Here is a 17,796-nt window from a genome sequence, read left to right on the forward strand (position 1 = left end):
TGACATGCCTTATCTAAGGGTGTTTTCCGAAAATTGCAGTGCAGCCGCAATCACGGCATCCATATCATAGTACTTGTACTCTCCGAGGCGGCCTCCGAAAAGAAGCTTCTCCTCTTTCTTTGCGAGAGCCTGATACTCTGCAAAGAGAGCCTGATTTTTCTCATCATTTACAGGGTAATACGGTTCTTCCCCTCTCTTCCACTCCGCACTGTATTCCTTGGAAATAATTGTGGTCGGAATGTCTTTTCCTTCCCGGTCTTTTCCGAAGGTAAACCACTTATGTTCGATGATTCTCGTGTAAGGGCTTTCTTCGTCCGTGTAGTTCACGGCCGCATTTCCCTGGAAATTCGGTATCGGAAGCTCCTCCACTTCGAAACGAACTTTTCTGTACTCCAGTTCTCCAAGGCAATAGTCGTAGTAGGCATCGATAGCACCGGTAAAGATGACTTTCTTCGCCTTCCTCATCCACTCCTCCTTCTTTTCCAGGAAGTCTACCGAAAGCTCTACCGGAATGCCCTCCAGCATCTTCTCCACCATAGCCGTATAGCCCTCTACCGGAATCCCCTGATAAAGTGCATTGAAATAGTTGTTGTCATAGGTAAATCGCACGGGAAGTCGACGAATAATGGACGCCGGAAGATCCTTGCAATCTCTTCCCCACTGCTTCTTCGTATAGCCCTTGATGAGCTTTTCGTAAATCTCTCTTCCGACAAGGGAAATGGCCTGCTCTTCCAGATTTTTCGGCTCGCCGATACCTGCAGCCCGCCTCTCCTCTTCAATCTTTTTCTCCGCCTCTTCCGGCGTAATCACTCCCCACATCGTGTTAAAGGTATACATATTGAAAGGAAGAGAATAAATCTTTCCCCTATAGTTCGCTACGGGAGAGTTGGTAAAACGGTTAAAGTCTGCAAAGCGATTCACATAATTCCATACCTTAGTATTGTTGGTATGGAAAATGTGCGCTCCGTAATGGTGTACCATAATTCCGTTTTTCTCATAGGAATACACATTTCCGCCGACATGATCCCGCTTATCGATTACGAGCACCTTCTTTCCCAGGCTCGCAGCTTCGTGTGCAAATACCGCCCCAAAAAGTCCGGCTCCCACTACAAGATAATCCAGCTCTTCCATATTTTTCTCCTTTGCTTTTCGCTCAAAACGGCAACATCCGATTCCTAAACTATTTCGGGGTTTTCCATTGCATGCAGGGTCCTGCTCAATAACTTCTTTAATATCCCTATTTCTTCCAAACTTAAGGGAATACAAGCGCGCATGGAATGCGGCACCGATTTAGCCTTCTCCTGCAGCTTCTCCCCCTCTTCGGTAATATGTACGCAAAGAGCCCTTTCATCGTCCCGATACCGGGCACGGGTAATCAGTCCCTTCTGCTCCAGACGCTTTAAAAGCGGTGTCAGGGTTCCGGAATCCAGATACAAAACCTCTCCCAGGTCCTTCACCCGGACTTCTTTCTTCTCCCACATTACCATCATGGTGATGTATTGGGTATAGGTTAAGTCCAAAGGATCCAAAAAAGGTTTATACCTCCTGGTGACTTCCTTCGCACAAGCATAAAGAGGAAAGCAAAGCTGATTCTCCAGTCTTAACTCCTTATATTCTTCCTGCATAACTCTTTCCTTTCCTTTTTTTCTGAAAATCTATATCGACTTATAAAGCAAGTCCGTTAATATAATTTACGGCAGCAAGGGCCGCCACAGCACCGTCGGAAGCCGCGGTCGCCAATTGCCTTACGGCCTTCGTCCTGCAGTCTCCTGCCGTGAAAATGCCTGCGGTCTTTGTGCTGCAGTCTTCCCCTGCGGAAATATAGCCCTTACCGTCCAGGTCCACCTCATTCCGGAAGGCTTCATTGTCCGGAGCCTGTCCGATAGCCACAAAGAGTCCATCCACCTGAATTCGTCTTTCCTTACCGTCCTTGTCTACAACCAGTATTCCCGTAAGGCCGGAAGCATCGCTTTCCAATGCTTTGATGGTCGAATTCAAAACCAACTCCACATTCTTCTTGGCAACCAGTCGATCGACCTCCGCCTTATCCGCCCGGAAACTGTCTCGTCTATGAATGACATAAACCTTTTCCACGTATTCCGAAAGAAAAGTGGCGTCTTCTACCGCAGTGTTTCCTCCGCCGTTTACCGCTACAACCTTTCCCCGATAAAACATGCCGTCACAGGTCGCGCAATAGGAAACACCCTTCCCTACAAGCTCCTGTTCCTTTTCTATGCCGAGGTTCCTATTTTTTGCTCCGGTTGCCAGAATTACCGCTTTCGCTTCATACTCTTTGTCCTTCGTGACTACAATTTTGTGCCCATTCTTCTCCTGAACGGAGAGAACCTTTTCAAAACGAATCTCCGCTCCCAGTTCCTTTGCCTGGTTATACAGGTTGGTCGCAAACTCAAAACCGGAAATCTTCTTGATTCCGGGATAATTCTCTATCTCCGGTGTATTGATAATCTGTCCACCGTAAGCCGCACCTTCCAATACAAGAACGGACTTGCCGGCGCGAACGCCGTAAATTGCCGCGGAAAGGCCGGCGGTCCCTGCCCCTACTATAATCAAATCGAACATATTTTTCCTCTTTCTTAAACGAGGTGCCGCACAATACTGAGCGACACCTCATCATCTTTTTTCTGTAGTCCCGTATCTCACGGAATCCTTTTTCTGAGCGTTTCTTATTTTTGATCGTTTCTTACTTTCGATCGTCTCTTATTTTCAATCGTTTCTTATTTTCGACCGTTTCTTACTTCAAGAGATCTAAAACCTGGTCCTTCGGAATAAAACCGGTATTCTGCTTATATACCTGACCGTCCTTAAACACAATCAAAGTCGGAATCGCACGAACACCGTAGCGAACCATGAGTTCCTGTTCTTCATCCGCATTTACGGCATAAACCTTAAAATCCTTTGCTTCCTCTGCAATCTCTCCGATGATGGGAGACAGCATCTGGCAAGGACCACACCAGCTTGCCCAGAAATCAACCAAAACCGGTTCCTTAGACTGTAAAACTTTCTCTTCAAATTCTTTTCCTGTGATGCTTGGTGCTGACATAATTTTCTCCTCCTATAAATTTAAATACTGTTTTTCTGTATACTCGCATACGAAATTCCGCATGCAGTTCCTCTTCCCAACTACTTTATCTCTCAATTTTATTTAAGACAAGTTAATTGTACGCAATCTAATGATGCCTGTCAACTGTTTTTTTCTTCCTTTTTTAAAACTCCTTCGCTTTTTTTAAGACTGCTTTTTTAGACCGCCTTCTCTTTCCGTCCCGCTATGATTCAAAGTCTTCTATATCCATCATTTCCCGAATCAAGCTATAAGAAAATCCCTTTCTCATAAGAGAAGCCAAAAGCTTCTCCCTGTCTTTCCGATCGGAAAGGTCAAGACTTCTGCTCTTCTTCTCTATCCACTTCTTTAAAGCTTCCCGCTCGGGATTCGTCTCCTCTTCTCTTTGCTTTTCTCGGAAATCCGCGATGGCACGTTCCAGGGAAACGGAATCCACCCCTCTTAAAAACAGTTTGGACTTCATGTCCAAAAGAGAGCGCTTTCCCGCATTCTCCTCCAGATAACGCAGGGCGTAGTGATAGTCATTCAGATAATCATAGTCCTTCAAAAAGGCAATGGTTTTCTCTATCACATCCTCTGTATACCGTTCCGATTTCACGAGCTTCTCACGAAGACGGCGCTCCGTCTTTGCCGTTCCAGAAAGCAGGTAAAGACTCCTCTCCTTGCAACGCTGTAAGAGCTTCTCCTCCGTAGAGAGAGAAGCCCTTTCCAGAGGATTTCTAACCGTGATTTCTTCTTTCCATTCTTTCATTACGCTTTATGCTTCCTGGCCGGCAGTGTCGGTCTTCCGCTCTTCCGGACTTTCCTCTTCGGCTGCATTTAACACAGCTTCCAGATACGGATCTTCCTTTAAGCCATATTCCTTACGAAGCGCAATTTCGAGTTCAGCCATCAGCTTCGGGTGCTTCCGTAAGAAGTCCTTTGCATTTTCTCTACCCTGGCCGATTTTATTGCCCTGATACGCAAACCATGCTCCACTCTTGTCAATCAGCTTCTTCTCCGCACCAAGATCCAGAAGCTCTCCCTCTTTGGAGATTCCGGTACCGAAGCTGATGTCAAACTCTACCTGCTTAAAGGGTGGTGCAATCTTATTCTTGGCAATCTTTACCTTAACGCGGTTTCCGCTGAACTCACCCTCACCCGCCTTAATCGTCTCTCCTTTCCGGATATCGATACGAACGGAAGAATAGAACTTCAAGGCTCTACCGCCGGTAGTTGTCTCGGGATTACCGAACATCACGCCCACCTTCTCACGGAGCTGGTTAATGAAAATCAAAATACAGTTGGACTTCGCAATGATTGCCGTAAGCTTACGGAGGGCCATGGACATCAGTCTTGCCTGCAGTCCCACATGGCTGTCTCCCATCTCTCCGTCGATTTCCGCCTTCGGCACCAGAGCGGCAACGGAGTCCACAACCAGGATATCCATAGCACCGGAACGCACCATAGTCTCCGCAATATCGAGAGCCTGCTCTCCGGAATCGGGCTGAGACACATAGAGATTGTCAATATCCACGCCGATAGCCTCCGCATATCGCGGGTCCAAAGCATGCTCCGCATCGATAAAGGCTGCAATGCCGCCTCTCTTCTGTACCTCCGCAACGGCATGAAGCGCCAGAGTCGTCTTACCGGAAGACTCCGGACCGTAAATCTCTATAATTCTTCCTCTCGGAAAGCCGCCTGCACCGAGCGCAATATCCACGGAAAGCGATCCGGTCGGCACCACCTCGATGTCCTTGTTCACGCCGGCATCTCCCAGCTTCATGATGGAACCCTTTCCACAATCCTTCTCTATCTTAGTTAAGGCGGCATCCAGTGCCTTCAGTTTTTCCTCATGATCCACCAATGCCACAACCGGAGCCTTGCTCACTTTACCTGCCATACTTTCTCCTTTTCTTCCTATCTCTTCTACCAATCTTTATTCTACTTAAAAAAGCGTACGACCGCCCTGTAACTCAAGCTTTTCCTGTACTCTTTTTCACTCTATGGAAAGCCATAGAGCTTTGCTTTCTGCATTATATCACAGAACATACTTTCTTCCTATACTCCACATTCGGATAAGGTTTTTTGAAAATACCGGCAAAAATCCGCCATTCCGCACGAAAGAGAACAGCAAATTCATTTTTTCAGGAAATGTATTTTTTGAGGAAACGCATTTTTCGAAGAAGGAATAGACATTCCCCTCGCCTAGTGTTAAAATGAGCCGGTCTTAATTGAATCTGTTTTTTCACATTTTTTCATAAGAAGATAAAACTGTTTTGCAATAACCCGGATGGATATGGTTTTTTACTTATTTTCACTGTTAAAGGTAGGTTGAAATTCCCGATTTGGATTGTTACAAAACTTTTTTTATTTTTTACGAATATCGCTCGCAAAGCGTGCGGTATCTCGTTTATAAGGAGTGCCGCACAGTGATTGTGCCGTCTTGTTTCCAAAAGAAGGAGGAAAAATGAGTCAAGAAAAGTCAGAAACCGTCTCTATGGAGAACATTTACCGTCTTGACGGTCGTGTTCCCGTCGCCAAGGCCATTCCCTTCGGCCTGCAGCATGTCCTTGCCATGTTCGTGGCAAACCTAACCCCCATGACCATCATCGCTGCGGCTGCCAAACCCGCACTAAGTCAGCAGGAACTGGCAATGCTGGTACAAAATGCCATGTTTGCTGCAGGCATTGCGACCATGATTCAGCTCTATCCCGTCTGGAAAATCGGCTCAAAGCTCCCGATTGTCATGGGAGTCAGCTTCACCTTCGTCACCATTCTCTCCACAATCGGCGGACAATTCGGCTATCCTGCCGTAGTCGGTGCCGTTTTGGTCGGCGGTATCTTTGAAGGAATCCTCGGACTTCTCGCCAAATACTGGAAAAAAATCATTTCTCCCATAGTGGCCGCAACCGTAGTCACTTCCATCGGTTTTTCTCTCTTCACGGTCGGCGCACGCTCCTTCGGCGGAGGCTATGCCGAGGACTTCGGTTCCGCGACAAATCTCATTATCGCCTCCATCACCCTGGCCACCTGTATACTCTGGAGTATCTTCGTTAAAGGATACATGAAGCAGCTTTCCGTTCTTGCGGGACTGGTTGTCGGCTATATCTGCGCTATTGCCGTAGGAAAGGTGGATTACACCCTCATTTTCTCAAAAGGTCTGATTTCCCTTCCCCACATTCTTCCCGTGATGCCCGTGTTTAACATCGGTGCCATTCTTTCCACCTGTATCATCTTCTTAGTTTCCGCAACGGAAACCATAGGAGATACCACAGCCATGGTCGTTACCGGTCTGAATCGGGATATTACCGAGAAAGAAATTTCCGGATCTTTAGCCTGTGACGGTTTTGCCTCTTCCATTTCCGCCCTCTTCGGCTGTTGTCCGGTAACTTCCTTCTCGCAAAACGTCGGTCTCATCGCCATGACCAAGGTTGTCAACCGTTTCACCATTGCAAGCGGGGCAGCCATGATGCTTCTTGCGGGGCTTCTTCCTCCGGTAGGACAGTTCTTCTCTTCCTTACCCCAGTGCGTTCTGGGCGGATGTACCATCATGATGTTCGGAACCATCGTGGTGTCCGGTATGCAAATGGTGGCTTCCTGCGGATTCTCTCAGAGAAACATCGTCATTTCTTCTCTTTCTCTGGCCATCGGAATCGGTTTTACCTCTACTTCGGAGATTGAAATCTGGAAGATTTTCCCTCCTATCGTACAAAATGTTTTCGGTGCCAATGTTGTTGCGGTTGTTTTTGTTGTTGCCTTGCTCCTGAACCTGATTCTTCCGAAAAATATGGATATTCAGAAGTTATCCGTGGAGTAAAGCTAAGGCCTCTTTTCCGGGAGGCGAAAGCGACAAAATGCATCCAAGGCTTTTCTTCCGAGAAGCTTCATCAGGACAAGAGAGAAGCCGATTAAGAACAAATAGAATAACACGACAATCCATAGGGAGAGTCCCCCTTCCAAGAAGTATCTGTCCGCCCCACATGCAAAAAAGGCATCCCGGAAGGGACGATGGAATACGAAAATCGGAAGGGTGTACTCTCCCGTTTTTTGCAAAAAAGACTCTATCTTCTTCGGTTTTTCCCTGTTTCCGTAAGGAAAGGCGCCGGAAAATCTTTGTCCGCCCCCTTTTTCCAAAAGAAAGCGAAGCAGGAAGAAAAAGAAATAAGCAATGCAAAGCGCAAAAGGAATGTATGCTATACGCAGTACAATCGGATACGTCTTAAAAAAAGGAAGAATGGCTTCCCGCTCTATCCTGTAGCCCCAGGTCCCGTAAAAAACCCGGGTATAGGGGAGAAGCTGCGGTAAGAAGCCGAATAAAGATAAAGAAAAGAGCAGTCCGAGCGTAGCGGGCAGTTTATAGATTTTTTGAAAAGAAAAACCATAGCACTTCGCTAAAAATCCCAAATAGTAAAAGGGAGCGAAGCTAAGGCTTCTGTCCAGGGCAAGGAAGTCCTTCAGTGTTCTCCCGACTTCCAGGAAGGAAAGCGGGACGGAGAGCAGGATCAGGAAGAGGAGGTATGCGGTAATTTCCTTTCCCTCCCTCCTCCTAAGGAAAAGCTCCGCCGGAAGCAGTGCCAAATTCCAGAAAATAAGAGCCAAAATATACCAGGGTGTGGAAGAAGCATGCCAAAAATCCGGGAAAATTCGCGTTGATCCATAGAAAAAAATATCGCAGATATGGAGCATCCCCTGCATAAAAAGATATAAGAAAACATAAGAAAGGAGGGAGCGAAAGTTCGTTCCCCTTTTTTTCCATCCACTATAGCCGAAATAGCCGGAGAGAAAAACAAATGCCGGCATATGAAAACTGTAAATCAGGTAAAAAGAACGAGAAAACAGAGGATAAGGGCTTTCTTTCAGCGGAAGCAAAAAGTGCCCGAACACCACTATAAAAATCAAAAATCCTTTAAAACTGTCCAGTTCTTTTATTCTCTGCGTCTTCTTTTTGGACTGCTTCTCTGTCTGCTGCTTCTCTGTCTGCTGCTTCTCTGTCTGCTCCTTCTCTAGCAAAATGCGGTCCCTCTCTTCTTTCTGCATTCTTAAGCGGGATCATGAAACTTAGCTAAAAATCGGTTGCAAAGCCTTTGCAAGCTTGTCTTTCTCCGCTTTCGCTTCGTCCTTTGTCCTTCCCAGGGTCGTATAATACGCCTTAATCTTCGGCTCCGTTCCGGAAGGACGCACAATGATGCTCTCCCCGTTTTCCAAACTGTACAGCAGGACATTGGACTTCGGAAGTCCCGTCTTCTCACTCTCCAAATAGTCCGTACAAGCCTTTACGGGAATGCCTGCAAAATCCTTCGGGCAATCTTTTCTGAGTGTCTCCATGATACCCTGCATCTTGTCCATGCCGGACAGACCCGGGAAGGAGAAACTGTCCACTGCATTCAGGTAGTAACCATACTTCTTATAAATCTCTTCCAAACGTGCCTTGATGGAAGAGCCGTTCTTTCGATAGTAAGCCGCCATCTCACAAATGAGCATGGAAGCCACCACTGCGTCCTTATCTCTTACCGCGGTACCGGAAAGGTAGCCGTAGCTTTCCTCAAAACCGAAGATGAAACGGTTCTCTTCCCCTTTTTCTTCCAGGAACTTAATCTGCTCTCCAATCCACTTAAAGCCGGTTAAGGTGTGGCGAAGTTCTACCCCGTAGTCTGCTGCAACCTTATCCGCAAGAGGCGTGCTGACAATGGATTTTACGGCAACCGGATCTTTCGGAAGTGTTCCCTCCGCAATTCTGCCCGCCGCAATATAGTCCAGAAGGAGAACGCCCATCTCATTTCCGCTTACCAGTTCATACTCTCCGTCCTCTGTTCGCATGGCAATGCCCACGCGATCCGCATCAGGATCGGTCGCAAGCAGCAAATCCGCATTTTTCTCCTTTGCCAGGGCAAGACCCTTTTCCATAGCCTCCAAAATTTCCGGATTCGGATAAGGGCAGGTGGTAAAATAGCCGTTCGGATATTCCTGTTCCGGTACAATCGTAACATCGGAAATCCCGAGCTCCTTAAAAATACGGGTTACCGGCTCAAGCCCCGTTCCGTTTAACGGAGTATAAACCAACGAAAGTCCTGCATCCTTGCACACTCCCGGATGTACACTCTGAGAAAGAACAGCCTTATAAAAGGCCTCCTTACACTCCTCTTCCACAAAGCGAATCAAGCCCTGATCCACGGCTTTAGAGAAAGGCATTGTCTTAGCTCCGCTTAAAATATCCGTCTCCTGAATTTTCCGGTAAACCTTATCCGCCGCTTCGTCCGTCATCTGACAACCGTCACTGCCGTAGGCCTTGTAGCCGTTATAGACGGCCGGATTGTGGGAAGCGGTAAGCATGATTCCCGCACTGCAATGATAATATCTTGTCGCAAAGGAAAGTGCCGGAACCGGCATCAAAGCATCATAAAGGCGAACGGCAATTCCGTTTGCGGCAAGCACCTGTGCCACTTCTTTCGCAAAGGTCCAGCCCTTTAAACGGGAATCATAGCTGATCGCCACCAGCTTCTCCAGGCCCTCTTCAAGAATATATCTTGCCAGACCCTCCGTTGCCTGCCGAACCACAAAAATATTCATGCGGTTTGTGCCCACACCTAAAGTGCCGCGAATACCGGCAGTGCCGAATTCCAGACTTCTTCCGAAATGCTCTTTTATTTCATCATCCTTCCCCGAAAGGGAATCCAGTTCCCTGCGAAGGTCAAAATCCGGCAAATCCGCCTCTTTCCAGCGTTCGTATTCTTTTTTGTAGTCCAGCATATAAACCCTCCGTTTGCTTCTAAAACAAATGTGACATGTAGTTCTATTCTACTACTTTATCTTTTAAAATAGCAGTGTTTTTCTCCAAATAGAGCAGTAATTTCTCTCTTTGATTTTCCTTCGGATTCTGCAAAACATGGTCAAAAGCATACTGCAAAAGCTCTCCCAGTTTTTTCCCCGGTGCTATTCCGAGGGCAATCAAGTCCTTTCCGCTAAGCGTGAGGTCCGAAAGACAAACACAGTCGCCCTCTTCTTCTATCTTTCGAAGCCAAGACAGTCGTTCCTCCACAACGGCTAAGTCTTTTTCCGGACTGTCCTCTGTGGCATCTCCATTTGTGGCATTTCCCTCTGTGGCACATCCCTTTGTCACATCTCTCTTTGCCGCATCTGCCTCCGTCTCACTGTCTTTCGCCCTTTTAAGAAGCTCTTTCCTTGCTTCATAAAAGTCTCGGACCATTTTCTTTCCATAGCGGGCAATCCGTTTTCGTAAGGCATAGGGCGTGTCCACTTCTTCCTCCGCAAAGAGTCCTGCCAAGTGGCTCGCTCCCTCAATGGTATCCCGATCCAGCTTTAAATCTCTTAAAATCTTTCGGGCATCTTCGGGAACCCCTCGAAGAAAGAGACCGAAACGAAGAATCTTTTCCTTCGGTGCAAAGGGAAGAAGCTCCGGAATCCCTCGAAGGGCAATCTTCGGAAAATCCTCCGTAATATAGGGCGCAAGCCCCGTCGCAAACAGTCTCTCCACCTTCTCCGGATGTGCACTGGCCAAGAGCTTCCAAAGTTCCACGGCAATGCGTTCCTTGGACACCTTGGAAAGACTCTCCTTCAGCTTGCAAATTCCCGAAAATGCCTCTTCGTCCAAGGCAAAGTCGAGTTGCGCGGAAAAGCGAATCCCCCGCATCATTCGAAGCGCATCTTCCCGAAAACGGTCTTCGGCTCTTCCCACTGCCCGAACAATTTTCTTTTCCAAATCCTCCTGTCCGGAAAAAGGATCAATAATCCCTCTTTCCATATGATAAGCCATAGCGTTGATGGTGAAATCCCGCCTTGCCAGGTCTTCCGTGAGAGAACCGGTGAAGGAAACCGCATTCGGATGGCGGTGGTCCGTATATTCCCCGTCAATCCGGTAAGTCGTGACTTCAAAGCTCCGAATCCCTCTCTCCACCTCATCGGGCGGAACAAGCACCGTTACCGTTCCGTGCTCAATGCCGGTATCCACCGTAACCGGAAAGACGGACTTCACTTCCATAGGCTTCGCATTGGTAGTAACATCCCAGTCTTCCGGCTCTCTTCCAAGAATCCCGTCCCGGACACAGCCTCCCACAATATAGGCCTCAAATCCGGCATTTTCCAGAGAACGAATAATAAATTCCGCCCCCTTCGGCATCTTTATTTTCACCATTCTATTTTCCCGGTTTTCCATTCTCGTCTTTTTCCATCCCTTACATAGCCTATCCCTTGTCCTTCTTGGGAAGCATCACGGCAATTGCCCTTTCCAGAATGTCCACTTGCATCTCCCGATAGGCCCCGCCGAACTCTCCGTCCAGAGTCCATTCCAAGTCCTCTTCCGCCTGAATCTCCAGGCTTTTTACCTTAAAAAACTGCACAAGCGGATTGTTTTCCGGAATATCCCCTCCTACTATCGTACTCAGAATTTCTCCGTAATCCGCAATATTTTTCGGCTTATGTATCAACAAAACCTCAAATTCTCCGTCCTGCAAATCCACAGCCAGTCTCTCTTCTATCGTTCCGCCAGGAAAGCCGGTAAAGCCTCCGACAGAACGGGAATTAAAGATGGCGCCGAAAATGTATTCTCCGGAAAAATGGCTCTCTTCGGAGCTGATTTTTAACGAGTAACTCTTGGAAAGGCTCTCCGGCATGGTACGAATCGATTCCAGAAGATAAGCCATATGCCCAAGGTTGTTTTTTAATCCCTGGTCCGTGCCGTAGCTCACCTTGGTAAACGCTCCGAATGCGGCTATGTAGTTAAAATACTGCCCGTTCAACTTTCCGATATCGCAGTAAAAAGGCTCTCCTCTTACAATTCCTTCGATATTCTCTTTCAAGTCCTTAGGAATGCCGAGAGAGTTCGCAAAGTCATTCGTAGACCCCGTCGGAATGTAGCCGACCGGAACAGACAAGTCCTCGCGCATCAGGCTGTTTACCAGATAGTGCAGGGTTCCGTCCCCTCCGACGCAAACAATTAAATCAAATCTGTCTTTATACTTTTCCACAATGGCTTCGGTATTCAATTTTTTCGACTTCGGAAGAATTGGAAAAACCGTCACAACACAGTTTTTCTTGGCAAATTCCTCCACAATATTATACAGGAAGGTTTTCCCCTTTTCCTGTCCGCTTTTACTGTTCACAAGCAAAAGAACATTCTTTCCCATACTACTCCACTCCTTTTTCGAAAAAATCTTTTCCGCTTTTTCCCGAAACGCTCCTTCGGCTATTTGTCATTATATAATGAAAAAGGGAGAAGCCCAAGGCTTCTCCCCGAAATATCTCTTAATAGGCTCTTCCCCAGTAGACCATCTTTGCAGCTTTCTTTCCGCAAACCACACAGGTATCGGAAATCTCTTCCTGCGCCATAGGGATGCAGCGGGAGGTGATTCCGGAATATTCCTTCAGCTTATCTTCACATTCTCTGCATCCGCACCACATCGCGCGTACAAATCCCGGCTTCTTATCGATGGATGCCACAAGCTCGTCCAGACCCTTTGCGTCTGTCGTTCTTTCCTTTTGGAAGGAAAGCGCTCTCTCATACATATCCTTCTGCATCTGCTGCAAAAGTTCCTCCACCTTTGTTGAAAGGCCGGAAAGCTCGGCTACAAGCTTCTCTCTGTTGTCTCTCCGAACGAGGACCGCCTGATTCTTTTCTATATCCTTCGGTCCGATTTCCAAACGAAGCGGAATTCCGCGCACCTCTCCGTCCGCAAACTTAAAGCCCGGCGTCTTATCGGAATCATCCACCTTCACACGAATACCGGCCTTTGTAAGCTCCTCTTTTAAGGCATAGGCTTTGTCGAGCACTCCTTCTTTATTCTGCTGAATCGGGACAATCACAACCTGCGTCGGTGCGATTCTCGGCGGAATCACGAGTCCGGAGTCGTCTCCGTGTACCATAATCAGTGCGCCGATGGTTCTCGTTGTGATTCCCCAGGAAGTCTGGTGCACCGGCTCTATTTTATTTTCCTTACTCAAATACTGCACATCAAAGGCCTTCGCAAAGCCGTCTCCGAAGTTATGGGAAGTCGCACACTGCAGAGCCTGTCCGTCATGCATCAAAGCCTCAACCGTGTAGGTGGCTATCGCACCGGCAAACTTCTCCTTGTCCGTCTTTCTTCCCTTTACTACCGGGATGGCCAACTCATTTTCCAAAACATCCGCATAAATGTCCAGCATCATCCGCGTTCTCTCCTCCGCTTCTTCCGCTGTAGCATGCACGGTATGTCCCTCCTGCCATAAGAACTCTCTGGTTCTTAAGAACGGTCTGGTCGTCTTCTCCCAGCGCACTACGGAGCACCACTGGTTTAAAAGCTGGGGCAAGTCTCTGTAGGACTTGACCACCTTGGAATAGTAGTCGCAGAAAAGCACCTCGGAGGTCGGACGAACGCAGAGCCGCTCTTCCAGTCTCTTGGAACCGCCGTATGTAACCCAAGCCACCTCGGGTGCAAAACCCTCCACGTGCTCGCTTTCCTTCTGCAAAAGGGACTCCGGAATCAGAAGCGGCATAGCACAATTCTGCACACCCGTCGCCTTAAAACGACTGTCCAGTTCCTCTTGAATTCTCTCCCAGATGGCATACCCTGCAGGACGAATGACCATAAAGCCCTTCACGGAAGAATAGTCGGTCAGCTCCGCCTTCTTCACCACATCCGTATACCACTGTGCAAAGTCTTCCTCTCTGGAAGTAATCTGCTCCACCAATTTCTTATCCGCCATATTGCCCCCTCTTGAACCTTATTCTATGTATTCCGGAATCCGTTCCCTTCCGACTCTTCCCTCGGAGTAATCCGCTCTCCGAGGCAAATTCTCGCGGAAGCTCTTCCGATATCCTCTCTCCGATAAAACTATTTGTTGATTCTACCCCATGAAAAACAGAATCGCAAGTGAAGATTTCAGCAGTCTGCGCCTACAAGATTTCAGCAGTCTGCGTCCTACGAGATTTCAGCAGTCTGGGTCCTACAAGATTTCGACAGTCCGCATCCGCCTTGAAACAGGGAATGCACTATTCGTCACGATACTCCGCCGCCATAAACATGGGCTTAATGACAACAAGCCAATCATACACTTTCTGTGAGACCTGCTTCGTGCTGTCCAGTTCTTTCAACTCCTTTTTCAAGAGCTCATAAGAAGAGGCGAGCGTCTCCGCCTTCCCTTCCAAAATATTTTGCTTCATCCATAAAAGGCAGACAGGATGGGCATAGCGCGCGGGAAGCGGGAAGTCCTCCGGAAGAGAATCCTTCATCTTCCGAATGGACTCTTCATACTCCCTCTCCACCTCTTCCTTATTCTGTCTCCCCGTCGGACGGACACGGAAGCCTACCAAAAAGAGCATGAGGAAAAAGCCGAAAAGCACAATGGCATGGCTCTGATCTCCGTTTTTATAAAATATCCCTGCAGAGAGCAGACAGAGCAGACCGCCAAAGAAGAGGAGCAGTGCAAAATGTCCGTAATACGGATTCGTACTTTGCACCATTCTTTCCTGCTTGGCTCGCACTGCAAGATTTTTGCAGAGTTCTTCTCTTTCCCGCAACAGACTATCCGCCTCTTCTATCTCGGAAACGGCCTTTTCGGCCTCCTCCGAAAGCTTAGGAAGAAGCTTGGCCTTTTCTTCCTCTTCTTCCCTGCGAAGACTTTCCTCCGCTCTTTTACTCATAGTGGGGAGATGCGGAAACCGTTTTCGGATTTCCGAAAGCGCTTCATCCACCCTCCATTCCTTTCGAATAAGACAGGCCTTTTCCTTCCCGCCGTCATATTCCACCACGAGGTAGGAAAGGCTCGCAAAAATGCCCTTTCCGGAGAATCCGCCCTTACTCATGGCAACACGCTTATACACTCGCTCTATAGCCTCTATCGGAATATAGTACATCCTGTCGATATAAAAGGAATTTAAGTACAGAGCCTTCTCTCCGATTCCTATCGGGCCGATATGCTTAGCCTCCCTTTTATCCTTCTTTAAAACATCCTTCTCCAGTTTTTTCTCACTCAGGGGAAAATTCATACACTACCCTTTCTATACACTTACACTTGTAATACGCTCTCTTTTTATTTTATCTTTGCTTTTTACGGCTTTTTCCCTATTTTTTAACTCTTCTATTATAAAATTCACCCCGCTCTCAGTACAAGCGAGGTGAACAAGATAACACATTCAATTTTCTGCCGGCTTATGCCTTAGCCTCTCCGGAATAGGGCTTCTTCGTCGCCCGTAAGAAGAGGATTAAGAAAAGTGCCGCAAGAAGAATTCCTGCCGGGTAAGCCACGGTTGTGGTCAGACCGAAAGCGCCCAGACACTCCGGTGCGCAGAAGAAGTAGGTCATGGAAACCGCACTCATAAATACTGCGGGAACCGCTGTAATCCAGTAATTCTTCTTCTCTCTGTAGAGATACATGGAAGCCGCCCAAAGGACAATCATCGCCAGCGTCTGGTTCGTCCAGCTGAAATATCTCCAAACAACGTTATAAGGCAGGTGAGAAATCACTGCACCGGCTCCCAGAATCGGCAGAGTCAGAAGTCCACGCTTCTTGAAGTCGTTCTGATCAATCTTAAACCAGTCCGCAATCGTAAGACGTGCGGAACGGAAGGCCGTATCTCCGGAGGTAATCGGACAAGCAATAACGCCCATCATCGCAAGGAACATTCCTACGGAACCCATTGTGGTCTTACAAATCTCATATACGGTAGTCGAGTTACCGCCCAATAAGTCCACAAGCTTCTGACTGCCATAAATCGCACAACCGGCCGCCGCCCAGATAAGAGCAATAATTCCCTCTGCCACCATGGCACCGTAGAACACGAAACGTCCCTGTTTCTCGCTCTTCATACAACGTGCCATCAGCGGAGACTGGGTAGCATGGAAGCCGGAAATCGCACCGCAGGCTACCGTGATGAACATGAAAGACCAAATCGGAAGTCTATCCGGATGTTCATTGGCAAAATGCTCAAAAATCTCCGGAATCACAAAGCCGTGGGAGAAAATTCCGATTCCCACGCCCAGTGCCATGGCAATTAAGCAGATACCGAAAACCGGATAAATCTTACCGATAATCTTATCAATCGGACAGAAGGTTGCAATTAAGTAATAAAACAAGATAATCCATAACCAAACTTCCTTATTCGTTAATACTGCGTTTGCGGAACCACCCGACTTAATCAAGGTTACAATCAGTCCGGCAGGCCCTACCGCAAATACGGTACCGACCATAATGAGAAGCACTACGGAGAACACACGCATCAGGTTCTTCATGCCAAGTCCGAGATAGTTTCCGGTAACCTCGGAAATAGACGCACCTTCCGAACGCTCACTGAGCATTCCGGAAAAATAATCGTGTACACCGCCGGCAAAAACCGTACCGAAGGTAATCCATAAGAACACAACCGGTCCCCACTCTGCACCGGTCAAAGCACCGAAAATCGGACCGAGACCCGCAATGTTCAGAAGCTGAACAAGGAACAATTTCCATTCCGGCATCACCACATAATCCACGCCGTCGTTAATTCGTACTGCAGGCGTCTCTCTATCATCCGGCCCAAAGGTATTCTCCACGAATTTACCATAGGTAAAATACCCGCCAATCAGAATAAAAAGACACACAAAAAAGCTAACCATAACTTCGCCTCCACTCTTTTTTCTCCTGTTTTTACAAAAAACATTATAAATTTACGAATTTATCGTCGCAAGACAAAGATTAAAGGCATTTTTTTCTCCATTTGGGCAAATTTTCATTACTTTGTTAATTTGTCCAAAAAAAGTTTTGCTATAGTTCATTATTTTGTTGTTTTTTAGGGTTTCAGGCTAATACTCCACCGTTTTCTCGCAAAGGATAAGAATTTTCTTATTCAAAAAAATATTGTATTCGGTATGCAGTATTACAAACTTCTACAAGCTGCCGTTCTCTTTAAAATCCTTTTTACCATTTTATGAAGAAAAACATCTCTATCTAAGTCCTTTTACCTGATTTTGGAAGGTCTTCTCGTTATTTGAAAAACTTGCGGTCGCAAATGGACCTCCTCCAATACCACACCCTCCCTTTGCCGAAGAATCGTTTCCACAGCGGAAGCCACATCGGAAGGAAGGAGATAGCTTTCCGCATTTTCCCCCACCGTAAAATCCGCATTGCGGTATAAATGGCTGTCCGTCATATCCGGTAAAATGCTGTGCACCTTTAGACCGGACTTCCTGTTTTCGACAAAAAGGCTTCTCGCAAAGGAGAGAAGTCCCGCCTTTGTCGCGCCGTAGGCTGCCCCGTATCCGTTTTCATGAAGGGCGGTCACGGAGGAAAGAAAGAATATATGCCCTTTCTCTTCTTTCAAATCTCGCAGGAAATACTGCGTTATCGAGAGCGGAATCGTAAAGTTCACCTCTGTCATTTCCATAATCTTCTCTGCATTTAAACTCTCGTGAAAACCGTAGTAGGCGACCCCCGCTGAATGCACCAGAACCGAGAGTTTGCCCTCCGATTTCAGCTTCCGAAAAAATTCCTCCGAGGCTTTCCGGTCCCGTAAATCCAGACGAACGGGAAGAAAGGGGCAGCTTCCCTCTTCTTCTTTAAAATCCCGTCCTATCCCATAGACAAAATAGCCCATTTCCGAAAGCTTCTCCGCAATGGCCCGTCCTATTCCGCCGGAAGCGCCTGTCACCAGGGCAAGCTTCCGCTCTGAATGCCGAGCGCTATTCCCTTCTTTTTGTCCCTTTTTCATACAATTTCCTTTTCTTTCCATGCACAAATGCCGAGCGAACTCTCTATTTTTCCCCATCGCT

At 47.4% G+C, this 17,796-nt stretch carries 15 protein-coding genes; 1 reads left to right on the forward strand and 14 read right to left on the reverse strand.

What is annotated here, in order from left to right; translation table 11 throughout:
- Positions 1–9 precede the first annotated feature (9 nt).
- From glf to recA, 6 genes are all read right to left on the reverse strand, one after another.
- Complete coding sequence (gene glf / locus HMPREF9124_RS10875; RefSeq protein ID WP_009427757.1) at positions 10–1,131, reverse strand: UDP-galactopyranose mutase; 1,122 nt, start codon at positions 1,129–1,131, stop codon at positions 10–12.
- A gap of 44 nt (positions 1,132–1,175) precedes the next feature.
- A complete protein-coding gene (locus tag HMPREF9124_RS10880; RefSeq protein WP_009428016.1) occupies positions 1,176–1,625 on the reverse strand; it encodes a MarR family winged helix-turn-helix transcriptional regulator in 450 nt (149 codons plus the stop codon).
- Between the two features lie 40 nt (positions 1,626–1,665).
- Positions 1,666–2,580 carry a thioredoxin-disulfide reductase gene (gene trxB, locus HMPREF9124_RS10885; protein ID WP_009429781.1) on the reverse strand — a complete coding sequence of 305 codons (915 nt, stop codon included), beginning with the start codon at positions 2,578–2,580 and terminating at the stop codon, positions 1,666–1,668.
- 172 nt (positions 2,581–2,752) lie between these two features.
- A complete protein-coding gene (gene trxA / locus HMPREF9124_RS10890) occupies positions 2,753–3,061 on the reverse strand; it encodes a thioredoxin (protein WP_009429720.1) in 309 nt (102 codons plus the stop codon).
- Between the two features lie 223 nt (positions 3,062–3,284).
- Entirely contained in the window at positions 3,285–3,830 is a 546-nt protein-coding gene (locus HMPREF9124_RS10895) for a regulatory protein RecX (RefSeq protein ID WP_009428998.1), read from the reverse strand.
- A 6-nt stretch (positions 3,831–3,836) separates the two neighbouring features.
- Positions 3,837–4,961 carry a recombinase RecA gene (gene recA / locus HMPREF9124_RS10900; protein WP_009537223.1) on the reverse strand — a complete coding sequence of 375 codons (1,125 nt, stop codon included), beginning with the start codon at positions 4,959–4,961 and terminating at the stop codon, positions 3,837–3,839.
- A gap of 567 nt (positions 4,962–5,528) precedes the next feature.
- Here recA and HMPREF9124_RS10905 point away from each other — a divergent pair.
- Positions 5,529–6,878 (forward strand): uracil-xanthine permease family protein, encoded by a 1,350-nt coding sequence (locus HMPREF9124_RS10905; protein WP_009429118.1) that lies wholly within the window; start codon positions 5,529–5,531, stop codon positions 6,876–6,878.
- Positions 6,879–6,880: 2 nt separating this feature from the next.
- On the opposite strand, the gene HMPREF9124_RS10910 is transcribed toward HMPREF9124_RS10905, so the two are convergent.
- From HMPREF9124_RS10910 to HMPREF9124_RS10945, 8 genes are all read right to left on the reverse strand, one after another.
- Positions 6,881–8,071, reverse strand: coding sequence for an acyltransferase family protein (locus HMPREF9124_RS10910; RefSeq protein ID WP_139090302.1), 1,191 nt, complete (start codon positions 8,069–8,071; stop codon positions 6,881–6,883).
- Between the two features lie 48 nt (positions 8,072–8,119).
- Positions 8,120–9,808: a phospho-sugar mutase gene (locus HMPREF9124_RS10915; protein ID WP_009429027.1), complete on the reverse strand. Its 1,689-nt coding sequence runs from the start codon at positions 9,806–9,808 to the stop codon at positions 8,120–8,122.
- A gap of 43 nt (positions 9,809–9,851) precedes the next feature.
- The gene (locus tag HMPREF9124_RS10920; protein WP_242821589.1) at positions 9,852–11,210 is read right to left on the reverse strand and encodes a CCA tRNA nucleotidyltransferase; all 1,359 of its coding nucleotides are present in this window, start codon (positions 11,208–11,210) and stop codon (positions 9,852–9,854) included.
- Between the two features lie 49 nt (positions 11,211–11,259).
- On the reverse strand, positions 11,260–12,201 hold the full coding sequence (locus tag HMPREF9124_RS10925; RefSeq protein WP_009428409.1) for a diacylglycerol/lipid kinase family protein: 942 nt from the start codon (positions 12,199–12,201) through the stop codon (positions 11,260–11,262).
- A gap of 118 nt (positions 12,202–12,319) precedes the next feature.
- A complete protein-coding gene (gene proS / locus HMPREF9124_RS10930; RefSeq protein WP_009427688.1) occupies positions 12,320–13,756 on the reverse strand; it encodes a proline--tRNA ligase in 1,437 nt (478 codons plus the stop codon).
- Positions 13,757–14,042: 286 nt separating this feature from the next.
- A complete protein-coding gene (locus tag HMPREF9124_RS10935; RefSeq protein WP_009429694.1) occupies positions 14,043–15,038 on the reverse strand; it encodes a hypothetical protein in 996 nt (331 codons plus the stop codon).
- A 163-nt stretch (positions 15,039–15,201) separates the two neighbouring features.
- Positions 15,202–16,644, reverse strand: a complete 1,443-nt coding sequence (locus tag HMPREF9124_RS10940; protein WP_009428602.1) for a carbon starvation CstA family protein — start codon at positions 16,642–16,644, stop codon at positions 15,202–15,204.
- Between the two features lie 341 nt (positions 16,645–16,985).
- Positions 16,986–17,735 carry an SDR family oxidoreductase gene (locus HMPREF9124_RS10945; protein WP_050791233.1) on the reverse strand — a complete coding sequence of 250 codons (750 nt, stop codon included), beginning with the start codon at positions 17,733–17,735 and terminating at the stop codon, positions 16,986–16,988.
- Positions 17,736–17,796: the final 61 nt, after the last annotated feature.

The organism is Oribacterium sp. oral taxon 108 str. F0425 (genome assembly GCF_000214455.1).
Taxonomy (GTDB): Bacteria; Bacillota; Clostridia; order Lachnospirales; family Lachnospiraceae; genus Oribacterium; species Oribacterium asaccharolyticum.